Here is a 19,034-nt window from a genome sequence, read left to right as displayed (position 1 = left end):
GGCTGGTGCCGCCGGCGGCGCTGGCGCACCATGTGCGCATGGGCGTGAGCGCGGGCAGCACGGCGCTCGGAGCGTGGACGACCTTCGGCCTGTCCCTGCTCATGCTCGGCGTGCTCGTGCTGGCCCTGCGGTGGACCTTCTCGCGCGGGCACTCCCTGGTCGAGCGCAAGCCGCGCTCCGGCCGGGCCAGCGAGTACGGCCTGCTCGTGGTCGTCAGCGAGCCGGGCACGTTCGTGGAGGCCGAGGTGGACCGCCAGCGCCTCGTGGCGGCGGGGCTGCGGGCCACGCTGGCCCCGACCACCGACGGGCCCCGCGTGCTGGTCTTCCCCGAGGACGCGAGCATCGCCCGCGCGCTGCTCCGGGCGGCCTGAGCCCGGCCGCGGCGCAGGCTGCGGCGCCGGCTACAGCGCCGGCTACAGCGCCGGGTGGCCCGGGGCGCCCGGCGGGGCCGCCTCGAGCCAGGAGGTGAAGCCGGTCGCCGCGTCGGGGCTCATCCCCAGCTCCAGGCAGGCGCCCCGGTGGGTGCACCGCACCACGACGTCACCGGGCTGCAGGGCCAGGCCCTCCTCCGCGCCCGGGGAGCGGCGGCCGACCACCTCCAGGTCGGTGCGCGCCCACGTGGAGCGGGGCCCCGGCCGCAGGGACAGCACGTTCCACCACTGCACCTGGTGGCTGCCGAACCTGCCGATGCCGACCGACCAGGCCCTGCCGCGGCGGCGCACCGCGCACTCGAAGCTGCCGGGGACCCTCACCAGGGCCCGGCGGCGCAGCGCGACCGCCACGAGCAGCAGCGCGAGCAGCACCAGCGCGGACGCCGCCGCGACGGCGGCGTCCAGCAGCAGGTCCTCGAGCGGCAACCCCGTCAGCTGGCCATCAGCTGGAGGACCGCTCGCCGACCCGGGCGCGCTCGGCCACGACGAGGACGGTGTCGTGCTCGACCGAGAGGAAGCCGCCGTCGACCTGGGCGGTGACGCCGCCGCCGGCGGACTCCACGCGGACCTCCCCCTCGGCGAGGACGGCCAGCATGGGCTCGTGACCGGTGAGGATGCCCAGCTCACCCTCGAGGGTGCGGGCGATGACCATCCTGGCCTCGCCCGACCACACCTCGCGCTCGGCCGAGACCACCTGCACCTGCAGGCTCACTCGCCGGTCTCCTTCTTGATCTGCGCCCACTTCTTCTCGACGTCCTCGATGGAGCCGACGTTGAAGAAGGCCTGCTCGGCGACGTGGTCGTACTCGCCGTCGGCGATCATGCGGAAGGACTCGACGGTGTCCTTCAGCGGCACGGTGGAGCCCGGGACGCCGGTGAACTTCTCCGCCATGTAGGTGTTCTGGGAGAGGAACTGCTGGATGCGGCGCGCGCGGTTGACGACGACCTTGTCCTCCTCGGACAGCTCGTCGACGCCGAGGATCGCGATGATGTCCTGCAGCTCCTTGTTGCGCTGGAGGATCTGCTTCACGCGCGTCGCGGTCTGGTAGTGGTCCTGGCCCAGGAAGCGCGGGTCGAGGATGCGGCTGGTCGAGCTCAGCGGGTCCACCGCGGGGTACAGGCCGCGGCTGGCGATCTCGCGGGAGAGCTCGGTCGTGGCGTCCAGGTGCGCGAACGTCGTGGCCGGGGCCGGGTCGGTGTAGTCGTCGGCCGGCACGTAGATCGCCTGCAGGGAGGTGATCGAGTGGCCACGGGTGGAGGTGATGCGCTCCTGCAGCACGCCCATCTCGTCGGCGAGGTTGGGCTGGTAGCCCACCGCGGAGGGCATGCGGCCCAGCAGGGTCGAGACCTCCGAGCCCGCCTGGGTGAAGCGGAAGATGTTGTCGATGAAGAGCAGCACGTCCTGGTTCTGGACGTCGCGGAAGTACTCCGCCATCGTCAGCGCGCTCAGGGCCACGCGCAGGCGGGTGCCCGGCGGCTCGTCCATCTGGCCGAAGACCAGGGCGGTCTTGTCGAAGACGCCGGCCTCCTCCATCTCGGCGATGAGGTCGTTGCCCTCGCGGGTGCGCTCCCCCACGCCGGCGAAGACCGACACGCCGCCGTGGTTCTGCGCGACGCGCTGGATCATCTCCTGGATCAGCACGGTCTTGCCCACGCCGGCGCCGCCGAAGAGGCCGATCTTGCCGCCCTGCACGTAGGGGGTCAGCAGGTCGATCACCTTGATGCCGGTCTCGAACATCTGGGTCTTCGACTCGAGCTGGTCGAAGGCGGGCGCCTTGCGGTGGATCGGCCAGCGGTCGGTGATCTCCAGCTGCTCGCCCTCGGCGAGGTTGAGCGGGACGCCGTTGACGTTGAAGACGTGGCCCAGGGTCACGTCACCGACCGGCACCGAGATCGGGCTGCCGGTGTCCTGGACCTCCATGCCGCGCACGAGGCCGTCGGTCGGCTTCAGGGCGATGGCGCGGGCCTGGTTGTCACCGATGTGCTGGGCGACCTCGAGGGTCAGCGAGGTCTGCTCGCCCAGCAGCGTGTACTCGATGGTCAGGGCGTTGTAGATGTCGGGCATCCCGTCCGCCGGGAACTCGACGTCGACGACCGGTCCGGTCACCCGGATGATGCGGCCGGTCGCCGGGGCGGCGGCGGAGTGGGGGCGCTCGGTGGCGATCGCGGTCATCTCGGTGCGGTCCTCTCAGCGGACGTGGGCAGTGGTCAGCGGGCCGAGGTCATGGCGTCAGCACCGCTGACGATCTCGGAGATCTCCTGCGTGATCTCCGCCTGGCGGGCCTGGTTCGCCAGCCGGGTGAAGTCCTTGATGATGTCGTCGGCGTTGTCGCCGGCGGCCTTCATCGCGCGCTGGCGGGCGGCGTGCTCGCTGGCGGAGGCCTGCAGGAGCAGGTTGTAGATGCGGGCGCTGATGTAGCGCGGCAGGAGCGCGTCCAGGACGCTCTCCGGGTCCGGCTCGAAGGAGTACAGCGGCAGGACCTCGTCCGACGGCGGCGCCTCGACGCCCTCGACGACCTCCAGCGGCAGGAGCCGCAGCGCCTGCGGCTCCTGGGTGACCATCGACAGGAAGCGCGTGGAGACCACGTGGATCTCGTCCACGCCGCCCTCGGCGCCCCCGCGCTGGAAGGCCTCCACCAGCGCCTCGCCGACCTCGTCGGCCAGCTCGTAGGTGGGCGACTCCGAGGAGCCGGTCCACTCCGCCTCGATGGCGCGCCGGCGGAACCGGAAGTAGGTCACGCCCTTGCGGCCCAGCACGTACAGCACGGGCTCGACGCCGCGCTCGCGCAGCGTCGCGACCAGGCGCTCGGCCTCCCGCAGCGTGTTGGAGGAGTAGGCCCCCGCCATGCCGCGGTCGCTGGTCACGACCAGCACCGCGGCGCGCTTCGGGTCCTCCCGCTCGGTGAGCAGGGGGTGCTCGGCATCGGTGTAGGTGGCCACCGCGGAGACCGCGCGGGTGAGCGCGCGGGCGTACGGGGTGGAGGCGGCCACGGCCTGCCGCGCCTTGGCGATCCGCGAGGTGGCGATGAGCTCCATCGCGCGGAAGATCTTCTGGATCGACTGGGTCGACTTGATGCGACCCCGGTACTCACGCAGCTGCCCGGCCACCGGAGCCTCCCCTCGTCGTCGTCGTCAGCGTCGCAGGCGCCACGTCAGGACTTCTGCCGGACGATCTGCTCGTTCTGGACGTCGTCCAGGGCCTCCTCGCCCGAGGAGTCCTGCTCGCCGCCGCCCTGCTCGGAGGTGCGGAAGCCGGCGTTGAACTCGTCGACGGCCTTGTTGAGGGCCTCGACGGTGTCGTCGCCCAGCTGGCCGGTCTCGCGGATCGTCCCGAGGGCGATGTCGTGGCGGCGCAGGTGCTCGAGCAGCTCGGACTCCCAGCGGCGGACGTCCTCGACCGGGATCTTGTCCATCTTGCCGTTGGTGCCGGCCCAGACCGAGACGACCTGCTCCTCCACCGGGAACGGGGAGTACTGCGGCTGCTTGAGCAGCTCGGTGAGGCGCTCGCCGCGGGAGAGCTGGTTGCGGCTGGCGGCGTCGAGGTCGGAGGCGAACAGCGCGAAGGCCTGCAGCGAGCGGTACTGCGCCAGCTCCAGCTTCAGCGTGCCCGAGACCTTCTTCATCGCCTTGATCTGCGCGTCGCCGCCCACGCGGGACACCGAGATGCCCACGTCGACCGCCGGGCGCTGGTTGGCGTTGAAGAGGTCGGACTGCAGGAAGATCTGCCCGTCCGTGATGGAGATGACGTTGGTCGGGATGTACGCCGACACGTCGTTGGCCTTGGTCTCGATGAGCGGCAGGCCGGTCATCGAGCCGGCGCCGAGCTCGTCGGACAGCTTCGCGCAGCGCTCCAGGAGCCGGGAGTGCAGGTAGAAGACGTCACCGGGGTAGGCCTCGCGGCCCGGTGGGCGCCGCAGCAGCAGCGACACGGCGCGGTAGGCCTCGGCCTGCTTGGACAGGTCGTCGAAGATGATCAGGACGTGCTTGCCGCCGTACATCCAGTGCTGGCCGATGGCCGAGCCGGTGTAGGGGGCGAGGTACTTGAAGCCGGCCGGGTCGGAAGCCGGCGAGGCCACGATGGTCGTGTACTCCATCGCGCCGGCGTCCTCGAGGGCGCCGCGCACCGAGGCGATGGTCGAGCCCTTCTGGCCGATGCCGACGTAGATGCAGCGGACCTGCTTCTTGGGGTCGCCGGACTCCCAGTTGGCCTTCTGGTTGATGATCGTGTCGAGCGCGATGGCCGTCTTGCCGGTCTGGCGGTCGCCGATGATGAGCTCGCGCTGGCCGCGGCCGATCGGGATCATGGCGTCGATCGCCTTGATGCCGGTCTGCAGCGGCTCGTGGACCGACTTGCGCTGGACCACCGAGGGCGCCTGCAGCTCCAGGGCGCGGGTCCCCTCGGCCTTGATCTCGCCCAGGCCGTCGATGGGGTTGCCCAGCGGGTCCACCACGCGGCCGAGGAAGGCGTCGCCCACGGGCGCCGACAGCACCTCGCCGGTGCGGTGCACGGGCTGGCCCGCCTCGATGCCGGCGAACTCGCCGAGCACGATGGCGCCGATCTCGCGCTCCTCGAGGTTGAGCGCCAGGCCCAGGGTGCCGTCCTCGAAGCGGAGCAGCTCGTTGGCCATCGCGCCCGGGAGGCCCTCGATGCGGGCGATGCCGTCGCTGGCCTCCGTGACCGTGCCGATCTCCTCGCGGGAGCTCCCGCCCGGCGTGAAGGAGGAGACGAAGTCCTCCAGCGCGCCGCGGATCTCCTCAGGCCGGATCGTCAGCTCCGCCATCGTCTGTTCCTGCTCCCTGGTCGTGGTCTGGAGGTCGTGCGTGGGTGGTGCGTGCAGTACCAGTGTCCCCGCTGTGGCGGGGTCAGCCGACCACGCGCCGGCGGGCCGCCGCGAGGCGGCTGGCGGTGGTCGCGTCGAGGACCTCCCCGCCGACCTGCACGCGCAGGCCGCCGAGCACCTCGGGGTCGACGTCCACCTGGACCTGCACCCGCTTGCCGTAGACGCGGGCGAGCCCGGCCGCCAGGCGCTCGCGCTGCACCTCGGTCAGCGGCACCGCCGCGGTGACGACCGCCAGCAGGCGCGCGCGCCGGGCGGCGGCCGCCTCGAGGAGGTCGTCCAGGGCACCGGAGACCCGGCGGCCCCGCGGGGCGGTGACCACCTGGCGCACCAGCGCGGTGGTGGTGGGGTCGGCGCGGCGGGCCAGCAGGTCGTCGACCAGGGCTCCCCGCTGCGCCGGGGTGGCCCGGCCGTCGTCGAGGGCGGCGGTGAGGGCGCGGTCGCCGGCCACCAGCCGCGAGAAGCGGAAGAGCTCGTCCTCGACGGTGTCCAGGACGCCGTCGGACTCGGCCCCGGCCAGCATGGCCTGCGTGCCGAGCGCCTCCAGGGCGTCGCCGAGGTCGCGCTGCTCGGACCAGCGCGCGCGCACGAGGCCGGAGACGACGTCGAGGGTGGGGCCGGAGACCTGCCCGGAGAGCAGGCGCTCGGCCAGGGCCGCCCGGTCGGACTCGGCGCGGCTGCTGTCCGTCAGCGCCCGGCGCAGCGCGACCGAGGAGTCGAGCAGACCGGCCACGGCGTACAGCTCCTGGCCCAGGGCCGAGGCGCCGCCGCGCGCCAGGAGCGGCTCGAGCCGCTCCTGGGCGGCGGCGAGGGAGTCGCGTGAGGCGCCCCTCATCAGCGGCCCTCGCCCCGCGGCGCCGCGTGGGAGCCGGTGGCCCCGCTGGTGGCGCCGGCCTCCGGCTCCGCGGTGGTGGCGCTGGCGCGCACCTGCTCGGGCGTGGACTGCTCGAGCTCGGTGAGGAAGCGCTCCACGATGCGCGACTGCCGCGCCGAGTCGGTGAGCGACTCACCCACGATGCGACCCGCGAGCTCGGTGGCCAGGCCGCCCAGCTCGGTGCGCAGCGAGGTGACCGCCGCCTGGCGCTCGGCCTCGACCTGGCGCCCCGCCGACTCGGTGATGCGCTCCGCCTCGGTGGCGGCGCGCTCGCGCATCTCAGCGATGATCTTCGCGCCCTCGGAGCGCGCCTCCTCGCGGATGCGCGCCGCCTCGGCGCGGGCGTCAGCCAGCTGGGCGCGGTACTCCTCCAGCGCCGCAGCGGCCTCGGCCTGCGCCTTCTCGGCCTTCTCCATGCCGCCCTGGATGGCTGCCTGGCGCTGGGCCAGCATCGTCTCCAGACGCGGCACGGCGACCCTGTAGGCGACCACCAGGAGGATGATGAAGCAGATGGTCCCGGCGATGATCTCGCCCGGGTGCGGGATGACGGGGTAGGCCGAGGCCCAGAACCCCTCTTCCGCGGTCAGGACCGGTGTCATGCTCTGCGCTCCTCCTGCTAGCTACGGGCCCGGCGTCAGCCGAAGACGAACGCGAGCGCGATGCCGAAGATGGCGAACTGCTCGCAGAGCACGAAGCCGAGGATGGCGATCGTCTGGAGCATGCCGCGCGCCTCCGGCTGGCGGGCGACGCCGCTGACGTAGGCGGCGAAGATCAGGCCGACGCCGACGCCCGGCCCGATGGCGGACAGGCCGTAGCCGACGATCCCGAGACTGCCTTCCATAGATCCGTTCCTCTCGTTGTCCCGCCGCGATCGAGCGACCGAGCGGTCGTGGTGGGTGTGTAGGGGGGTCCTGTGGTGTCTCTCAGTGGTCGTCCGCGTAGGCCTCGGCGATGTACAGCGAGGTCAGCAGGACGAAGACGTAGGCCTGCAGGAACGAGACGAGGATCTCGAAGGCCGTGATGAACAGGAAGATGGCGAAGGTCGGGATGGAGACGACCTTCAAGAAGGCGCCGCCGTGCAGGAGCATGTACTCCCCGCCGAGGGCGAACAGCAGCAGCAGCGTGTGGCCGGCGAACATGTTGCCGAACAGGCGCAGCGCCAGCGTGACCGGGCGGATGACCAGGAAGGTCAGCAGCTCCAGGACGAACACCACGGGCACGGCCGCGATGGGCAGCCCCGCGGGGACCAGGTGGCGCAGGGTGCCGCCGACGCCGTTGCGGCGGACCTGCGCGCCGATGTAGACGACCCAGACGCCGATCGCCAGGACGATCGGGAAGCCGATGCGGCTGAAGGTCGGGTACTGCACCAGCGGCGTGATGCCCATGAGGTTGTTGACGAGCACCAGCGTGAAGATCGCCAGCAGCAGGCCGAGGTAGGGCCGCACGTGGGAGGCGCCGATGACGTCGCGGCCCACGGAGTTGCGCACGAAGCCGTAGACGCCCTCCAGCGCCCACTGGCCCCGACCCGGCACGAGCGACAGGCGGCGGGTGCCGAGCACGAGCACCAGGCAGATGGCCGCGGTGGTCAGCACGATGAGGAACATCGGCCGCGTGATGGCGAAGGCGCCGTCACCGATCAGGGGCTGCCAGAAGTCGGCGGGACTCGGGGGCACGAAGCCCGCTGAAGCCGGCACACCGATCATCCGTGGGCATCCTCTCGGTCGAAGTGCGGCCGGGTGGGTGCGATGTCGAGCGGGCTACGTCGTCCGCATCCCTGAGCACCACCTGCGTGAGCGGGAACACCGTATCGGACGCCCGCGGTGCTCCCGTCAGCGCGGGTGCCGCTCACCGCGGCGTCCCGCGGTCGGCGCCGCCCGGTGCGGGCTGCTCGTCGAAGAGCAGGGTCCGCACCCGGGTGAACGCGACGACCTGCCCCACCGTCCACGCCAGGGACACCGCGCACGCCGAGATCGCGAAGGAGAGCGGGGAGAGCCACGTCGCGTCGCGGAACAGCACGAGGAAGAGGCCCAGCAGCAGGACCACCGTCATGTAGCCGACCATGGCGATGCCGAGCACGATCACCGGTTCGAGGTGGCGCACCCGCTGGAGCACCAGCGTGCTGGCGGCGAAGGTCACCCCCACCAGCAGGGAGGCCGTCACCGCCCCCGCGGCTCCGAGGCCGCCGTCGAGGACCGTGAACACCACCACGGCGGCGACGGCGAGGGCGGCGGCGGGGACCGCGCCGCCCACGAGCATGGCGCGGTAGGGGTCCTGCGGGCGCGAGGCCTGCACGGTGTCTCCAGACGTCAGGGGGCGGGTCGCGGCAGTGATCCTAGCCGCGCGGAGGCCTGCCCCCGGTCGGGGCGGAGGCCCGGTGCCCGCCCTGCTGGCCGCCCTGCCGGCCCTCCGACCCGCTGCCGGGACGCCGCCCGGCGGAGGGCTGGGCGGGTGGCTGGCGCATCACCCGATCGGGCGCACCCGGGCCCGTCCCCGTCCCCTCCCGCATCCGCAGCAGCACCGGTCCGTGGGTGCGCGAGCGCCGGCGCGCCGGCCCCAGCGTCACCAGCACCGCCACGAGCAGCGCCCCGCCCCAGCCGAGCAGCGCCGGCCGCAGCGGCACGAAGGCCAGCGAGATGGCCCCGAAGGAGACCACCGTCGTCCACAGCCACAGCACCATCACGGCACGGCCGTGGGTGTGCCCCAGGGAGAGCAGCCGGTGGTGCAGGTGCAGCTTGTCGGCCGCGAACGGCGACTGTCCGGCCAGCACGCGGCGCACGACGGCCCAGACGAGGTCGGTCAGCGGCAGCAGCAGCACGGCCACGGGCAGCAGCACCGGCAGGAAGACGGGCGCGACCTGCGCGCCGCTGATCTGGCTGATGACGGCGGGGTCCACCTGTCCGGTCACCGAGACCGCGGAGGCGGCCAGGAGCAGGCCGATGAGCATCGACCCGGAGTCGCCCATGAAGATGCGCGCCGGGTGGACGTTGTGCGGCAGGAAGCCGAGGCAGACGCCCACGAGCACCGCGACCACCAGCGAGCCGAGGTTGGCGTAGTTGTCGGTGTTCACGGTGCGGGTGAACAGGTAGGAGTAGACGAAGAAGGCCGCGCCGCCGATCCCGACGACGCCGGCGGCCAGCCCGTCCAGGCCGTCCACGAAGTTGACGGCGTTGATGCCCACCACCACGGCGAGCACGGTCACGACGAGGAAGAGGCCCGCCGAGCCGACCAGCAGGCCTCCGCCCCAGGGCAGGCTGTACAGCTGCACCCCCTGCCACGCCATGAGCCCCGCGGCCAGCACCTGGCCCGCCAGCTTGGTGAGGGGGTCCAGGCCCCACACGTCGTCGGCGACGCCGAGGAGGCTGACGATCGCGGCCGCCGCCAGCACCGCCCACGGCGCCCGGTTGTCGCTGAAGAGGTCCTCCAGGAAGGGCATCCGGCTCGCCGCCACGAAGGCGACCACCACGCCCGCGAGCATCGCCAGGCCGCCCAGCCGCGGCGTGGGCACGGAGTGCACGTCGCGGGCGCGCACGGCGGTCATCGCGCCGGCGCGCTCGGCGACGCGCCGGGCCAGCGGCGTGGCGAGGTAGGTGGTGCCCGCCGCGAGCAGCAGCAGCAGGAGGTAGGCCCTCACCCCGGTGGCTCGTCCTCGTCGTCCACGGGAGCGACCATGCGCAGCGCGGCGGTGGGCACCGCACCGCGCCGCAGCACGCGCAGCCGGTCACCCGTCGCGTCGACGATGGTGGAGGGCGGGGCGTCGGTGCGGGCCGGCTCCCCGTCGTCGAGGTAGGCGGCCACGGCGTCACCCAGCTGCGCCTCCGCCTCGGCGGCCGTGGTGGCCGCGGGCTGGCCGGTGCGGTTGGCGCTGCTGACCGCCAGCGGGCCGGTGCTGCGCAGCAGCTCGCGCGCCAGCTCGTGGTCGGGCACGCGCACCGCGACGGTGCCGCCGGTGTCGCCCAGGTCCCAGCGCAGGGACGGCTGGGCGCGCAGCACCAGGGTCAGTCCCCCCGGCCAGAACGCCTCGGCCAGGGCGCGGGCCGGCGGCGGGACCGCCGTGGCCAGGCCGTCCAGCACGGCGACGTCGGCGACGAGCACCGGCGGGGGCATCGAGCGCCCGCGGCCCTTGGCCGCCAGCAGCCGGGCCACGGCCTCGGCGTCGAAGGCGTCGGCGGCGATGCCGTGCACCGTGTCGGTGGGGAGCACGACGAGCTCGCCGCGCGCCAGCGCGTCGCGGGCGTGGCGCAGGCCCGCCTCGCGGGAGGAGGCGTCGGTGCAGTCGTAGCGGCTGCTCACGATCCCCAGTGTGTCACCGGCGACCTCCCGCGGCGGGCGGTCGTGGCCCGCGGCCGGCCACCGGCGTCGTCGTGGGTCCGCGCGCCCCCCCAGGTCGGCGGGGCCAGCAGCTCGCGCAGCGCCCGGCCCTGCACCTCGGCGTGCTCGACGACGACGAGGCCCCCCGGCCGCAGCAGCGCCGCCGCGCGGGCCAGCACGCCGCGCGGCACGTCCAGGCCGTCCTCGCCGCCGCCCCACAGCGCGAGGGCGGGGTCGTGGTCGCGCACCTCCGGCTCCCGGGGCACGGCGCCGGGCGGCACGTAGGGGGGGTTGGACGCCACGACGTCGACCTCCCCGTCGAGCTCGGCCAGCACCTGCGGCGAGGTGGCGTCGCCGAGGAGGAGGCGCACCCGCTCCCCCGCCCCGGGCCGGTGGGCCTCGAGGTTGCGCTCCGCCCAGGCGTGCGCGCCCGGGTCGAGCTCGACGGCGACGACGCGCGCGGAGGGGACCTCGTCGGCCACGGCCAGCGCGACCGCCCCCGACCCGGCGCAGAGGTCGACGACCAGCGGGGCCCGGCCGCCCGCCGCGACCGCCGCCGCCTCCTGGACGGCGAGGCCCGCGGTGGTCTCCGTCTCCGGGCGCGGCACGAAGACGCCGGGGCCGACGAGCAGCTCCAGGCGGCGGAACGGCGCCCGCCCGAGGAGGTGCTGCAGCGGGGTGCGCGCCTCGCGGCGCTCCACGAGCGCGGCCAGCGATCCGGCCTGCGCGGCGGTCAGCGCGGTGCCGCGCAGCGCGGCGGCGCGCAGCTGCCCGGGGGGCAGCCCCAGGACGTGGCCGGCGAGCAGGTCGGCGTCGGCAGCGGGAGAGGGCACGCCGGCCGCCGCGAGGCGCGCGCGCACGGCGCGCAGCGCGGCGCCGAGGTCACCGCCGCGGGGCGGGTCGCCGAGGGGCTCAGGCACCGGCGTCGGCGAGCCGCGCGGCGAGGTCGGCGTCGACGCAGGACTGCACCACGGGGTCGAGGTCGCCGGCGAGCACCTGGTCGAGGTTGTAGGACTTGTAGCCGGTGCGGTGGTCGCTGATGCGGTTCTCGGGGTAGTTGTACGTGCGGATCCGCTCGGACCTGTCCACGGTGCGCACCTGGGAGCGGCGCGCCGCTGAGGCCGAGGCCTCGGCGGCCTCCACCTGGGCCGCGCGCAGACGGGCGCGCAGGATGCGCATCGCCTGCTCGCGGTTCTGCAGCTGGCTCTTCTCGTTCTGGCAGCTCACCACGGTGCCGGTGGGCAGGTGGGTGATGCGCACGGCGGAGTCGGTGGTGTTGACGCTCTGCCCGCCCGGGCCGGAGGACCTGAAGACGTCGATCCGCAGGTCCGCCGGGCTGATCTCCACCTCGCCGGCGTCCTCGACCTCGGGGACCACCAGCACCCCGACGGCGGAGGTGTGGATGCGCCCGGCCGACTCGGTGACCGGGACCCGCTGCACGCGGTGCACGCCCCCCTCGAACTTCAGGCGCGCCCACGGGCCGTCCGGGCCGTCGTCGCCGGGGCGGCGCTTGACCGCCACCGCGACGTCCTTGTAGCCGCCCAGGTCGGAGTCGGTGGAGGAGAGCACCTCGGTGCGCCAGCCGGTGCGCTCCGCCCAGCGCAGGTACATGCGGAGCACGTCGCCGGCGAACAGGGCCGACTCCTCCCCGCCCTCCCCGGCCTTGACCTCGAGGATGACGTCGGAGCCGTCCTCGGGGTCGCGCGGGGCCAGCACCTCGCGCAGCCGCTCGGCGGCGGCGCGCTCGGCCTCCTCCAGCGCGGGCACCTCCTCGGCGAAGGCGGGCTCCTCGGCGGCCAGCTGCCGGCCCGCGGCCAGGTCGGCCGCGGCGGAGTCGCGGGCGGCCGCGGCGGCGGCCACGCGGCCGAGCTCGGCGTAGCGGCGCCCCAGGGCCCGGGCGCGGGCGGCGTCGGCGTGCACGGCGGGGTCGGCGAGCTGCCGCTCGACGTCGGCGTGCTCGGCGAGCAGCGCCGCGAGGCGGTCGACGGGGGTGGTCACGGGGCCTCCTGGGCGCCGGGGGTGCGCGGACGGGGCCAGCACGACGAACGCCGGCCCACCCCGGGGGGTGGGCCGGCGCCAGCGCGAGCCGGTGTCAGCTCTTCTTCGCGTAGCGCGCGTTGAAGCGCGCGATGCGGCCGCCCGTGTCGAGGATCTTCTGCTTGCCCGTGTAGAAGGGGTGGCAGGCGCTGCACACGTCGGCGCGGATCTCCGTGCCAGGAGCGGCGCTGCGGGTGGTGAACGTGTTCCCGCAGGTGCAGGTCACGGTCGTCTCGTGGTAGTCGGGGTGGATCTCGCTCTTCACAGGTGCTCCTCGGGGTGTCGGTGGCCGCCGGGTCGTGCTGGCGCCGCGGGAGCGGTGCGCACGTGAGCCGGAGCCGGCGAGCAGTCTGCCAGCAGCACTGGCACTCCTCACAACGCACCGGACCCCGCGGGGCTTCCCGCGGGGTCCGGTGCCCCGGCTCGGGGCCGGGGAAAGGCCTGTCAGTCCTTGGCCGGCGGGCGCGCGGCGCCCGCGGTGGGGGTCTGGGCCTTCACCTGCATGAGGAACTCGGTGTTGCTCTTGGTGTCGCGCATCTTGCCCAGCAGCAGCTCCAGGGCCTGCTGGCTGTCCAGCGCGGTGAGCACGCGGCGCAGCTTCCACATCACGGCCAGCTCCTCGCGGCCGAGCAGGATCTCCTCGCGGCGCGTGCCGGAGGGGTTCACGTCGACGGCGGGGAAGACCCGCTTGTCGGCCAGGCGCCGGTCGAGCCGCAGCTCCATGTTCCCGGTGCCCTTGAACTCCTCGAAGATGACCTCGTCGGCCTTGGAGCCGGTCTCGACCAGCGCCGAGGCGAGGATCGTCAGCGAGCCGCCGTTCTCGATGTTGCGGGCGGCGCCGAAGAACTTCTTCGGGTGGTACAGCGCCGCGGCGTCGACACCGCCGGACAGGATGCGCCCGCTCGCCGGGGCGGCGAGGTTGTAGGCGCGCCCCAGGCGCGTCAGGGAGTCGAGCAGCACGACGACGTCGTGGCCCAGCTCCACCAGGCGCTTGGCCCGCTCGATGGCCAGCTCGGCCGCGGCGGTGTGGTCGGAGGCGGGCCGGTCGAAGGTCGAGGCGATGACCTCGCCCTTCACGGTCCGCTGCATGTCCGTGACCTCCTCGGGGCGCTCGTCGACGAGCACGACCATGAGGTGGACCTCGGGATTGTTGATGCTGATCGCGTTGGCGATGGCCTGCATCATCAGCGTCTTGCCCGCCTTGGGCGGGGAGACGATGAGGCCGCGCTGGCCCTTGCCGATCGGCGCCACGAGGTCGACGATGCGCGTCGCCGTGATGCCCGGCTCGGTCTCCAGGCGCAGGCGCTCGTTGGGGTACAGCGGCGTGAGCTTGCTGAACTCCGGGCGGCGTCGCGCCTCGTCCGGCGACATCCCGTTGACGGTGTCCAGGCGCACCAGCGCGTTGAACTTCTGGGCGCCGCGGCCGCCGGCCGGCTGCTGCGGCTGCTCGCCGTCGCGCGGGGCCTTCACGGCACCGGTCACGGCGTCGCCGGGCCGCAGGCCGGACTTCTTCACCTGGCCCAGCGGGACGTAGACGTCGTTGGGGCCGGCCAGGTACCCCGAGGTCCGGATGAACGCGTAGTTGTCCAGCACGTCGAGGATGCCGGCGACCGGCACCAGGACGTCGTCCGGGGAGACCTCGACCGGGGCCTCGGCCTCCAGGCCGGGCTCGGTGCGCCCGCGGCGGCCCTTGCGGTCGCGGTCGCGGTAGCGCCCGCGCCGGCCGCGGCGGCCGCGCAGGTCGTCGTCGTCGTCCTCGCCGAGGCCGTCCTGGTCGGTGCGCTGCTGCGGCGGGGCCGCCGTCCGGGCCACGGGCGCCGACCGCTCGTCGGCGCGTGCCTGCTCGCCCCGCTCGCGGCGGGCCCTGTCGTTGCGCTCGCTGCGCTCGGCCAGGGCGCGGTCGAGGTCCAGGCGGACCTCCTCGGCGCGGTCGCGCGCCTCGCGCTGGCTGGAGCGCTCGGGACGGTCCGCGCGCTCGTAGCGGTCCTGGCGCTCGAAGCGGTCGGTCCGCTCGGCGCGCTCAGGCTGCTCGGGCCGGTCGCCGCGATCAGCGCGGTCGGGGTGCTCGAACCGGTCGGTGCGCTCGCCGCGGTCGGTCCGGTCGGTGCGCTCGCCGCGGTCGGTGCGCTCGCCGCGGTCCACGGCGTCGGCGCGGGGGGCGACGAGCTCGGCGAGGTCGGGCAGGAGCGGCTGCGCGTCCGGCGCCTCGGCGGCAGCCTCGGCCGGGCGCTGCTCGGAGCGCTCGCGGGGGGCGCGGGTGCGGCGGGCGGGTCGCTGGGGAGCGCGCTGCTCAGCCGCCTCGGCAGGCTGCTGCTCGGTCCGCTCCGGCTCCTCGGCGCGTGCGGGCTGCTCGGCGCGGGCGGGCTGCTCGGCGCGGGCCGGCTGCTCAGCAGGCGCCGGCTGCTCGGCCGCGGGCTCAGCGGCCTGCGGCTCGGCAGCGGCCTGCTCCGGGGAGCGGCGCTGGCGGCGCACGCCGGAGGTGCGGGTGGGCGCGGCGGTGGCAGCGGCGCCACCGGCCTGCGCGGCCTTGATGACGTCGAGCAGCTCGCTCTTGCGCATGCGGGCCGTCCCGGAGACGCCCAGCTGCACCGCGAGCGCCTGCAGCTCGGGCAGGCGGAGGGCGGTGAGTCCGGCGCGGCGCGCGCCGGGGTCGGTCGCTGCGCCGGGCTGAGCCGGTGCGGCGATCTCGGTGGTGTCGGTCACGAAGGTCCTTCCCCCTCGTCAGCGCCTCGGTGGACTCCGGAGGCGGGTCACCGGGCGTCTGCGGACGGGCCGGTGGGAGACAGCCCCCGCTCGCAGACCCGGCACTGGGCTCGAGTCGGAGCAAGGAGGGCCCGTGGATCTCCACGGCGTGTGTGTCGACCCGTGGGGCCAGCAGGTGGCGGCGACAGCGGCGCCGCGGCGCAGACCAGCAGGGCTGATCCCACACTAGCACCCGGCCGCAGCAGCCGCCCCCGTGCTGGGAGGAGCTCCCCCGGTGTCATCCGAACAGCCGCGAGGCCGCCGGTCGTCCGCCGCCGCTGCCCCCCGCACTCCCCATCGGCGCGACGCGCCGGGACCTGAGCGGAACGCCGCCCGCCGGGCGCCGCCGGGTGCCCCCGAGCGGACCGCTCAGCCCCCGAGGACCTCCACGCAGGCTCCCTCGCGGGCCGTCCCGGGCTCCAGGGCGAGCCACCCGGGACGGGCGCCGACCTGGGCGCGGACGGCGCCCGCGGCGGCGGCGTCCGGGCACAGCACCAGCACCGAGGGTCCCGCGCCCGAGACCACCGCGGCGTGCCCCGCGCCGCGCAGCCCGGCCAGCAGGGAGGCGCTGGCGGGCATGGCGGCCGCGCGCTGCTCCTGGTGCAGGCGGTCCTCGGTGGCGGCGAGCAGCAGGTCCGGGCGGCGGGTGACCGCCTCGACCAGCAGGGCCGCGCGGCCCGCGGTGTGGGCGGCGTCCCCGTGCGGCACGTGCAGGGGCAGCATCGCGCGGGCGCGCGCCGTCGAGAGCTCCTCGTCCGGCACGCACAGCACCGGCACCAGCCCGGCGTGCGGCTCCACGCGCACGGCGCGCCACGGGCCGTGCGCGCCCTCGCGCCAGCCCAGGGTCAGCCCGCCCAGCAGGGACGCCGCCGCGTTGTCCGGGTGGCCCTCCAGCGCGCACACGAGGTCCAGCAGCGCCTCGGGGGCCAGCGGCCGCTCCAGCAGCGCCGAGCCGGCGGCGGCACCGGCCACCACCGCTGCCGCCGAGGACCCGACCCCGCGGCCGTGGGGGACGCCGTTGCGGCTGCGCACCCGCAGGCGCGGCTGCTCGGCGGCGGCGACGCCGGCGGCGTGCAGCGCCGCCCGCACCGAGCGCACGACGAGGTTCTGCTCGCCGCCGCGGATGGACCCGGCGCCCTCGCCGCTGACCTCCACCTCCGCCCCGCCCGCGCCGCCCGGCAACACCTCGACGGTCACCTCGTCGTGCAGGCCCAGGGCCAGGCCGAGGGCGTCGAAGCCCGGGCCCAGGTTGGCGCTGGAGCCGGGGACCACCACGCGCACGCGCCGTCCGGGCACCGCCCGCGCGCCCACGGGGGCGCTCACCCCAGGCCGAGGGCTGCGGCGGCGGAGGCCGCGTCGGCGCCCACGCGCACCGGGCTGACCTCGCTGCCGTCGGCCTCGCGCAGGGCCCACTGCGGGTCCTTCAGCCCGTGGCCGGTCACGGTGACGACCACGGTGAGGCCGCGCTCGAGCTGTCCGGCGGCGTGGCGCTTGAGCAGGCCCGCGACGCCGGCGGCGGAGGCGGGCTCCACGAAGACGCCGTCGCGCGCGGAGAGCAGGCGGTGCGCGGCGAGGATCTCCTCGTCGGTGACGGCCTCCACCACGCCGCCGGACTCGTCGCGGGCCGCCACGGCCTGGTCCCAGGAGGCGGGGTTGCCGATGCGGATCGCGGTGGCGATGGTGTCGGGCGCCTCGACGCGGCGGCCGTGCACGATCGGGGCGGCGCCGGCGGCCTGGAAGCCCCACATGCGCGGGCGGCGCGTGGCGGGGCCGTCCTGGCAGTACTCGGTGTAGCCCCGCCAGTAGGCGGTGGTGTTGCCGGCGTTGCCGACCGGCAGGCAGTGCACGTCGGGGGCGTCGCCGAGGGCGTCGACCACCTCGAACGCCGCCGTCTTCTGGCCCTCGATGCGGGCGGGGTTGACGGAGTTGACCAGCTCGACCGGGTAGGCCTCGGCCAGCTCGCGCGCCAGGCGCAGGCAGTCGTCGAAGTTGCCGTCGACCTGCAGCAGCGTGGCGCCGTGCGCGACGGCCTGGCTGAGCTTGCCCATGGCGATGCGCCCGTCGGGCACGAGCACTCCGCTGGACAGGCCCGCCGCGGTGGCGTACGCCGCGGCCGAGGCGGAGGTGTTGCCGGTGGAGGCGCAGATCACCGCGCGTGCGCCGTCGGCGGCGGCCCGGGTCATGGCCACCGTCATGCCGCGGTCCTTGAAGGAGCCGGTGGGGTTGCAGCCCTCCACCTTCAGGCGCACGTCGCAGCCGGTGACCTCGGACAGGTGCCTCGCCCGCACCAGCGGCGTCCCGCCCTCGCCCAGGGTCACCGCCGGCACCCCGGCGACCACCGGGAGGCGGTCCCGGTACTCCTCGACCACCCCGCGCCACTGGTGCGCCATCAGCTGTCCCCTTCCACGCGCAGCACCGAGGCCACCGAGGCCACGGCGTCGAGCTCCGACAGGTCCGCCACGCAGCCGGCCAGGGCGGCGTCGGCGGCGGTGTGCGTGACCACCACGAGGGAGGCCGCGCCGCCCTCACCGGCGGCGGCCCCCGCCGCCGGGCGCTGGCGCACGGTCTCGATGGACACGCCGTGCGCGGCGAACACCTGCGCCACCGCGGCGAGCACGCCGGGCCTGTCGGCCACGACCAGGCGCACCTGGTAGCGGGTGCGGACGGCGTCGGTGGGCAGGACCGGCAGATCGGCGTGGCCGAGGACGCGCGGGCCCTGGCTGCCGTCCTGGCGGTGGCGGGCCAGGGTCACCAGGTCGCCCAGCACGGCGCTCGCCGTCGGCCGCCCCCCGGCCCCCTGGCCGTAGAACATGAGGTCCCCGGCGCCGGCCGCCTCCACGAAGACGGCGTTGTACGCCCCGCGGACGCTGGCCAGCGGGTGCTCGCGGCTGAGCAGCACCGGGTGCACGCGGGCCTGGACGCCCTCGAACAGCCGGCCGGCGTCGTCCACGCCCGTGGTGCGCTCGGCCACGGCGAGCAGCTTGACCACCGCGCCCGCCTCGCGGGCGGAGGCGACGTCCTCGGCGGAGACCCCGCGGATGCCCTCGCGGTGCACGTCGTCGATGGAGACCGGGGTGTGGAAGGCCAGCGTGGCCAGGATGGCGGCCTTGGCGGCGGCGTCCCAGCCGTCCACGTCGGCGGTGGGGTCGGCCTCGGCGTAGCCCAGCTGCTGGGCGCGGGCCACGGCGTCGTCGAAGGAGGCGCCGCGGACGTCCATCTCGTCCAGGACGAAGTTGGTCGTGCCGTTGACGATGCCCAGGACGCGCTCGACCCGGTCACCGGCGAGGGACTCCCGCAGCGGCCGGATGATGGGGATGGCGCCGGCGACCGCGGCCTCGAAGTAGAGGTCGACGCCGGCGGCGTGCGCCGCGGCGTGCAGCTCCCGGCCGTGGGCCGCCAGGAGGGCCTTGTTGCCGGTGACGGCGCTGGCACCGTGCGCGAAGGCCGCCAGCAGCAGCGTGCGCGCCGGCTCCAGGCCTCCGATGAGCTCGACGACGACGTCGGCGCGGGCGACCAGGCCGCGGGCGTCGGTGGTGAGCAGCGCGGGGTCCACGCCCTCGCGCGGGGCCGCCGCGTCGCGCACGGCCACGCCGACCAGCTCGATCGCCGTCCCGGCCCGGGCCGACAGCTCGGCCACGCCGGCCGAGCCCGGCGCCAGCGCCGCCGCCACCTGGCCGCCCACCGAGCCGCAGCCCAGCAGCGCCACCCGCACCCGCTCCACACCCGCTCCTGTCACCGGCCCGATCACGGGTCGTGCCCCGCGGCGCGCCAGTCTCCCAGACCGCGGGGGCCCGCGTGCGCCCCG

At 75.2% G+C, this 19,034-nt stretch carries 20 protein-coding genes; 1 reads left to right on the top strand and 19 read right to left on the bottom strand.

The genetic code is table 11. The annotated features are described in order from the left end of the window. Positions 1-38 precede the first annotated feature (38 nt). Entirely contained in the window at positions 39-371 is a 333-nt protein-coding gene (locus tag ACUN9U_RS13475; protein WP_445485507.1) for a hypothetical protein, read from the top strand. Between the two features lie 42 nt (positions 372-413). Here ACUN9U_RS13475 and ACUN9U_RS13470 read toward each other — a convergent pair whose 3' ends face one another. From ACUN9U_RS13470 to ACUN9U_RS13380, 19 genes are all read right to left on the bottom strand, one after another. Next, positions 414-857, bottom strand: a complete 444-nt coding sequence (locus ACUN9U_RS13470; protein WP_445485506.1) for a DUF2550 domain-containing protein — start codon at positions 855-857, stop codon at positions 414-416. Between the two features lie 16 nt (positions 858-873). Further along, positions 874-1,143, bottom strand: a complete 270-nt coding sequence (locus tag ACUN9U_RS13465) for a F0F1 ATP synthase subunit epsilon (protein WP_445485505.1) — start codon at positions 1,141-1,143, stop codon at positions 874-876. Next, a complete protein-coding gene (atpD, locus tag ACUN9U_RS13460; protein WP_445485504.1) occupies positions 1,140-2,603 on the bottom strand; it encodes a F0F1 ATP synthase subunit beta in 1,464 nt (487 codons plus the stop codon). The genes ACUN9U_RS13465 and atpD overlap by 4 nt, the downstream gene beginning before the upstream one ends. A gap of 35 nt (positions 2,604-2,638) precedes the next feature. Next, entirely contained in the window at positions 2,639-3,538 is a 900-nt protein-coding gene (locus tag ACUN9U_RS13455; RefSeq protein WP_445485503.1) for a F0F1 ATP synthase subunit gamma, read from the bottom strand. Between the two features lie 44 nt (positions 3,539-3,582). Continuing rightward, positions 3,583-5,211 carry a F0F1 ATP synthase subunit alpha gene (atpA, locus tag ACUN9U_RS13450; protein ID WP_445485502.1) on the bottom strand — a complete coding sequence of 543 codons (1,629 nt, stop codon included), beginning with the start codon at positions 5,209-5,211 and terminating at the stop codon, positions 3,583-3,585. Between the two features lie 82 nt (positions 5,212-5,293). After that, complete coding sequence (locus ACUN9U_RS13445; protein ID WP_445485501.1) at positions 5,294-6,103, bottom strand: F0F1 ATP synthase subunit delta; 810 nt, start codon at positions 6,101-6,103, stop codon at positions 5,294-5,296. Next, a complete protein-coding gene (locus tag ACUN9U_RS13440) occupies positions 6,103-6,741 on the bottom strand; it encodes a F0F1 ATP synthase subunit B (protein ID WP_445485500.1) in 639 nt (212 codons plus the stop codon). The genes ACUN9U_RS13445 and ACUN9U_RS13440 overlap by 1 nt, the downstream gene beginning before the upstream one ends. A 35-nt stretch (positions 6,742-6,776) precedes the next feature. Continuing rightward, the gene (locus ACUN9U_RS13435; RefSeq protein WP_139711475.1) at positions 6,777-6,983 is read right to left on the bottom strand and encodes an ATP synthase F0 subunit C; all 207 of its coding nucleotides are present in this window, start codon (positions 6,981-6,983) and stop codon (positions 6,777-6,779) included. Between the two features lie 82 nt (positions 6,984-7,065). Continuing rightward, positions 7,066-7,845, bottom strand: a complete 780-nt coding sequence (gene atpB / locus ACUN9U_RS13430; RefSeq protein WP_445485499.1) for a F0F1 ATP synthase subunit A — start codon at positions 7,843-7,845, stop codon at positions 7,066-7,068. Between the two features lie 142 nt (positions 7,846-7,987). Beyond that, entirely contained in the window at positions 7,988-8,434 is a 447-nt protein-coding gene (locus ACUN9U_RS13425; RefSeq protein WP_445485498.1) for a hypothetical protein, read from the bottom strand. 40 nt (positions 8,435-8,474) lie between these two features. Further along, a complete protein-coding gene (locus ACUN9U_RS13420; RefSeq protein WP_445485497.1) occupies positions 8,475-9,773 on the bottom strand; it encodes an MraY family glycosyltransferase in 1,299 nt (432 codons plus the stop codon). Next, positions 9,770-10,432, bottom strand: coding sequence for an L-threonylcarbamoyladenylate synthase (locus tag ACUN9U_RS13415; protein WP_445485496.1), 663 nt, complete (start codon positions 10,430-10,432; stop codon positions 9,770-9,772). Before ACUN9U_RS13415 ends, ACUN9U_RS13420 begins: the two co-directional genes overlap by 4 nt. Next, positions 10,429-11,370, bottom strand: a complete 942-nt coding sequence (prmC, locus tag ACUN9U_RS13410; RefSeq protein WP_445485495.1) for a peptide chain release factor N(5)-glutamine methyltransferase — start codon at positions 11,368-11,370, stop codon at positions 10,429-10,431. Before prmC ends, ACUN9U_RS13415 begins: the two co-directional genes overlap by 4 nt. Beyond that, entirely contained in the window at positions 11,363-12,448 is a 1,086-nt protein-coding gene (gene prfA / locus ACUN9U_RS13405; RefSeq protein ID WP_445485494.1) for a peptide chain release factor 1, read from the bottom strand. The genes prmC and prfA overlap by 8 nt, the downstream gene beginning before the upstream one ends. A gap of 94 nt (positions 12,449-12,542) precedes the next feature. Then, positions 12,543-12,752, bottom strand: coding sequence for a 50S ribosomal protein L31 (gene rpmE / locus ACUN9U_RS13400; protein ID WP_445485493.1), 210 nt, complete (start codon positions 12,750-12,752; stop codon positions 12,543-12,545). 179 nt (positions 12,753-12,931) lie between these two features. Further along, the gene (rho, locus tag ACUN9U_RS13395) at positions 12,932-15,190 is read right to left on the bottom strand and encodes a transcription termination factor Rho (RefSeq protein ID WP_445485492.1); all 2,259 of its coding nucleotides are present in this window, start codon (positions 15,188-15,190) and stop codon (positions 12,932-12,934) included. A 408-nt stretch (positions 15,191-15,598) separates the two neighbouring features. Beyond that, complete coding sequence (thrB, locus tag ACUN9U_RS13390; RefSeq protein WP_445485560.1) at positions 15,599-16,540, bottom strand: homoserine kinase; 942 nt, start codon at positions 16,538-16,540, stop codon at positions 15,599-15,601. Between the two features lie 8 nt (positions 16,541-16,548). Further along, complete coding sequence (gene thrC, locus ACUN9U_RS13385; protein ID WP_445485491.1) at positions 16,549-17,619, bottom strand: threonine synthase; 1,071 nt, start codon at positions 17,617-17,619, stop codon at positions 16,549-16,551. Further along, positions 17,619-18,965 carry a homoserine dehydrogenase gene (locus tag ACUN9U_RS13380; protein ID WP_445485490.1) on the bottom strand — a complete coding sequence of 449 codons (1,347 nt, stop codon included), beginning with the start codon at positions 18,963-18,965 and terminating at the stop codon, positions 17,619-17,621. Before ACUN9U_RS13380 ends, thrC begins: the two co-directional genes overlap by 1 nt. Positions 18,966-19,034 lie beyond the last annotated feature (69 nt).

The organism is Quadrisphaera sp. KR29, assembly GCF_052644995.1.
Note: the sequence above shows the minus strand (reverse complement) of the source record. Positions and strands in the feature narration are given on the sequence as shown.

Coding starts and splice junctions, on each gene's coding strand:
- atpB (WP_445485499.1), bottom strand. CDS start 7,845: ATGATCGGTGTGCCGGCTTCAGCGGGCTTCGTGCCCCCGAGTCCCGCC.
- ACUN9U_RS13475 (WP_445485507.1), top strand. CDS start 39: ATGGGCGTGAGCGCGGGCAGCACGGCGCTCGGAGCGTGGACGACCTTC.
- ACUN9U_RS13445 (WP_445485501.1), bottom strand. CDS start 6,103: ATGAGGGGCGCCTCACGCGACTCCCTCGCCGCCGCCCAGGAGCGGCTC.
- ACUN9U_RS13440 (WP_445485500.1), bottom strand. CDS start 6,741: ATGACACCGGTCCTGACCGCGGAAGAGGGGTTCTGGGCCTCGGCCTAC.
- atpA (WP_445485502.1), bottom strand. CDS start 5,211: ATGGCGGAGCTGACGATCCGGCCTGAGGAGATCCGCGGCGCGCTGGAG.
- ACUN9U_RS13435 (WP_139711475.1), bottom strand. CDS start 6,983: ATGGAAGGCAGTCTCGGGATCGTCGGCTACGGCCTGTCCGCCATCGGG.
- atpD (WP_445485504.1), bottom strand. CDS start 2,603: ATGACCGCGATCGCCACCGAGCGCCCCCACTCCGCCGCCGCCCCGGCG.
- thrC (WP_445485491.1), bottom strand. CDS start 17,619: ATGGCGCACCAGTGGCGCGGGGTGGTCGAGGAGTACCGGGACCGCCTC.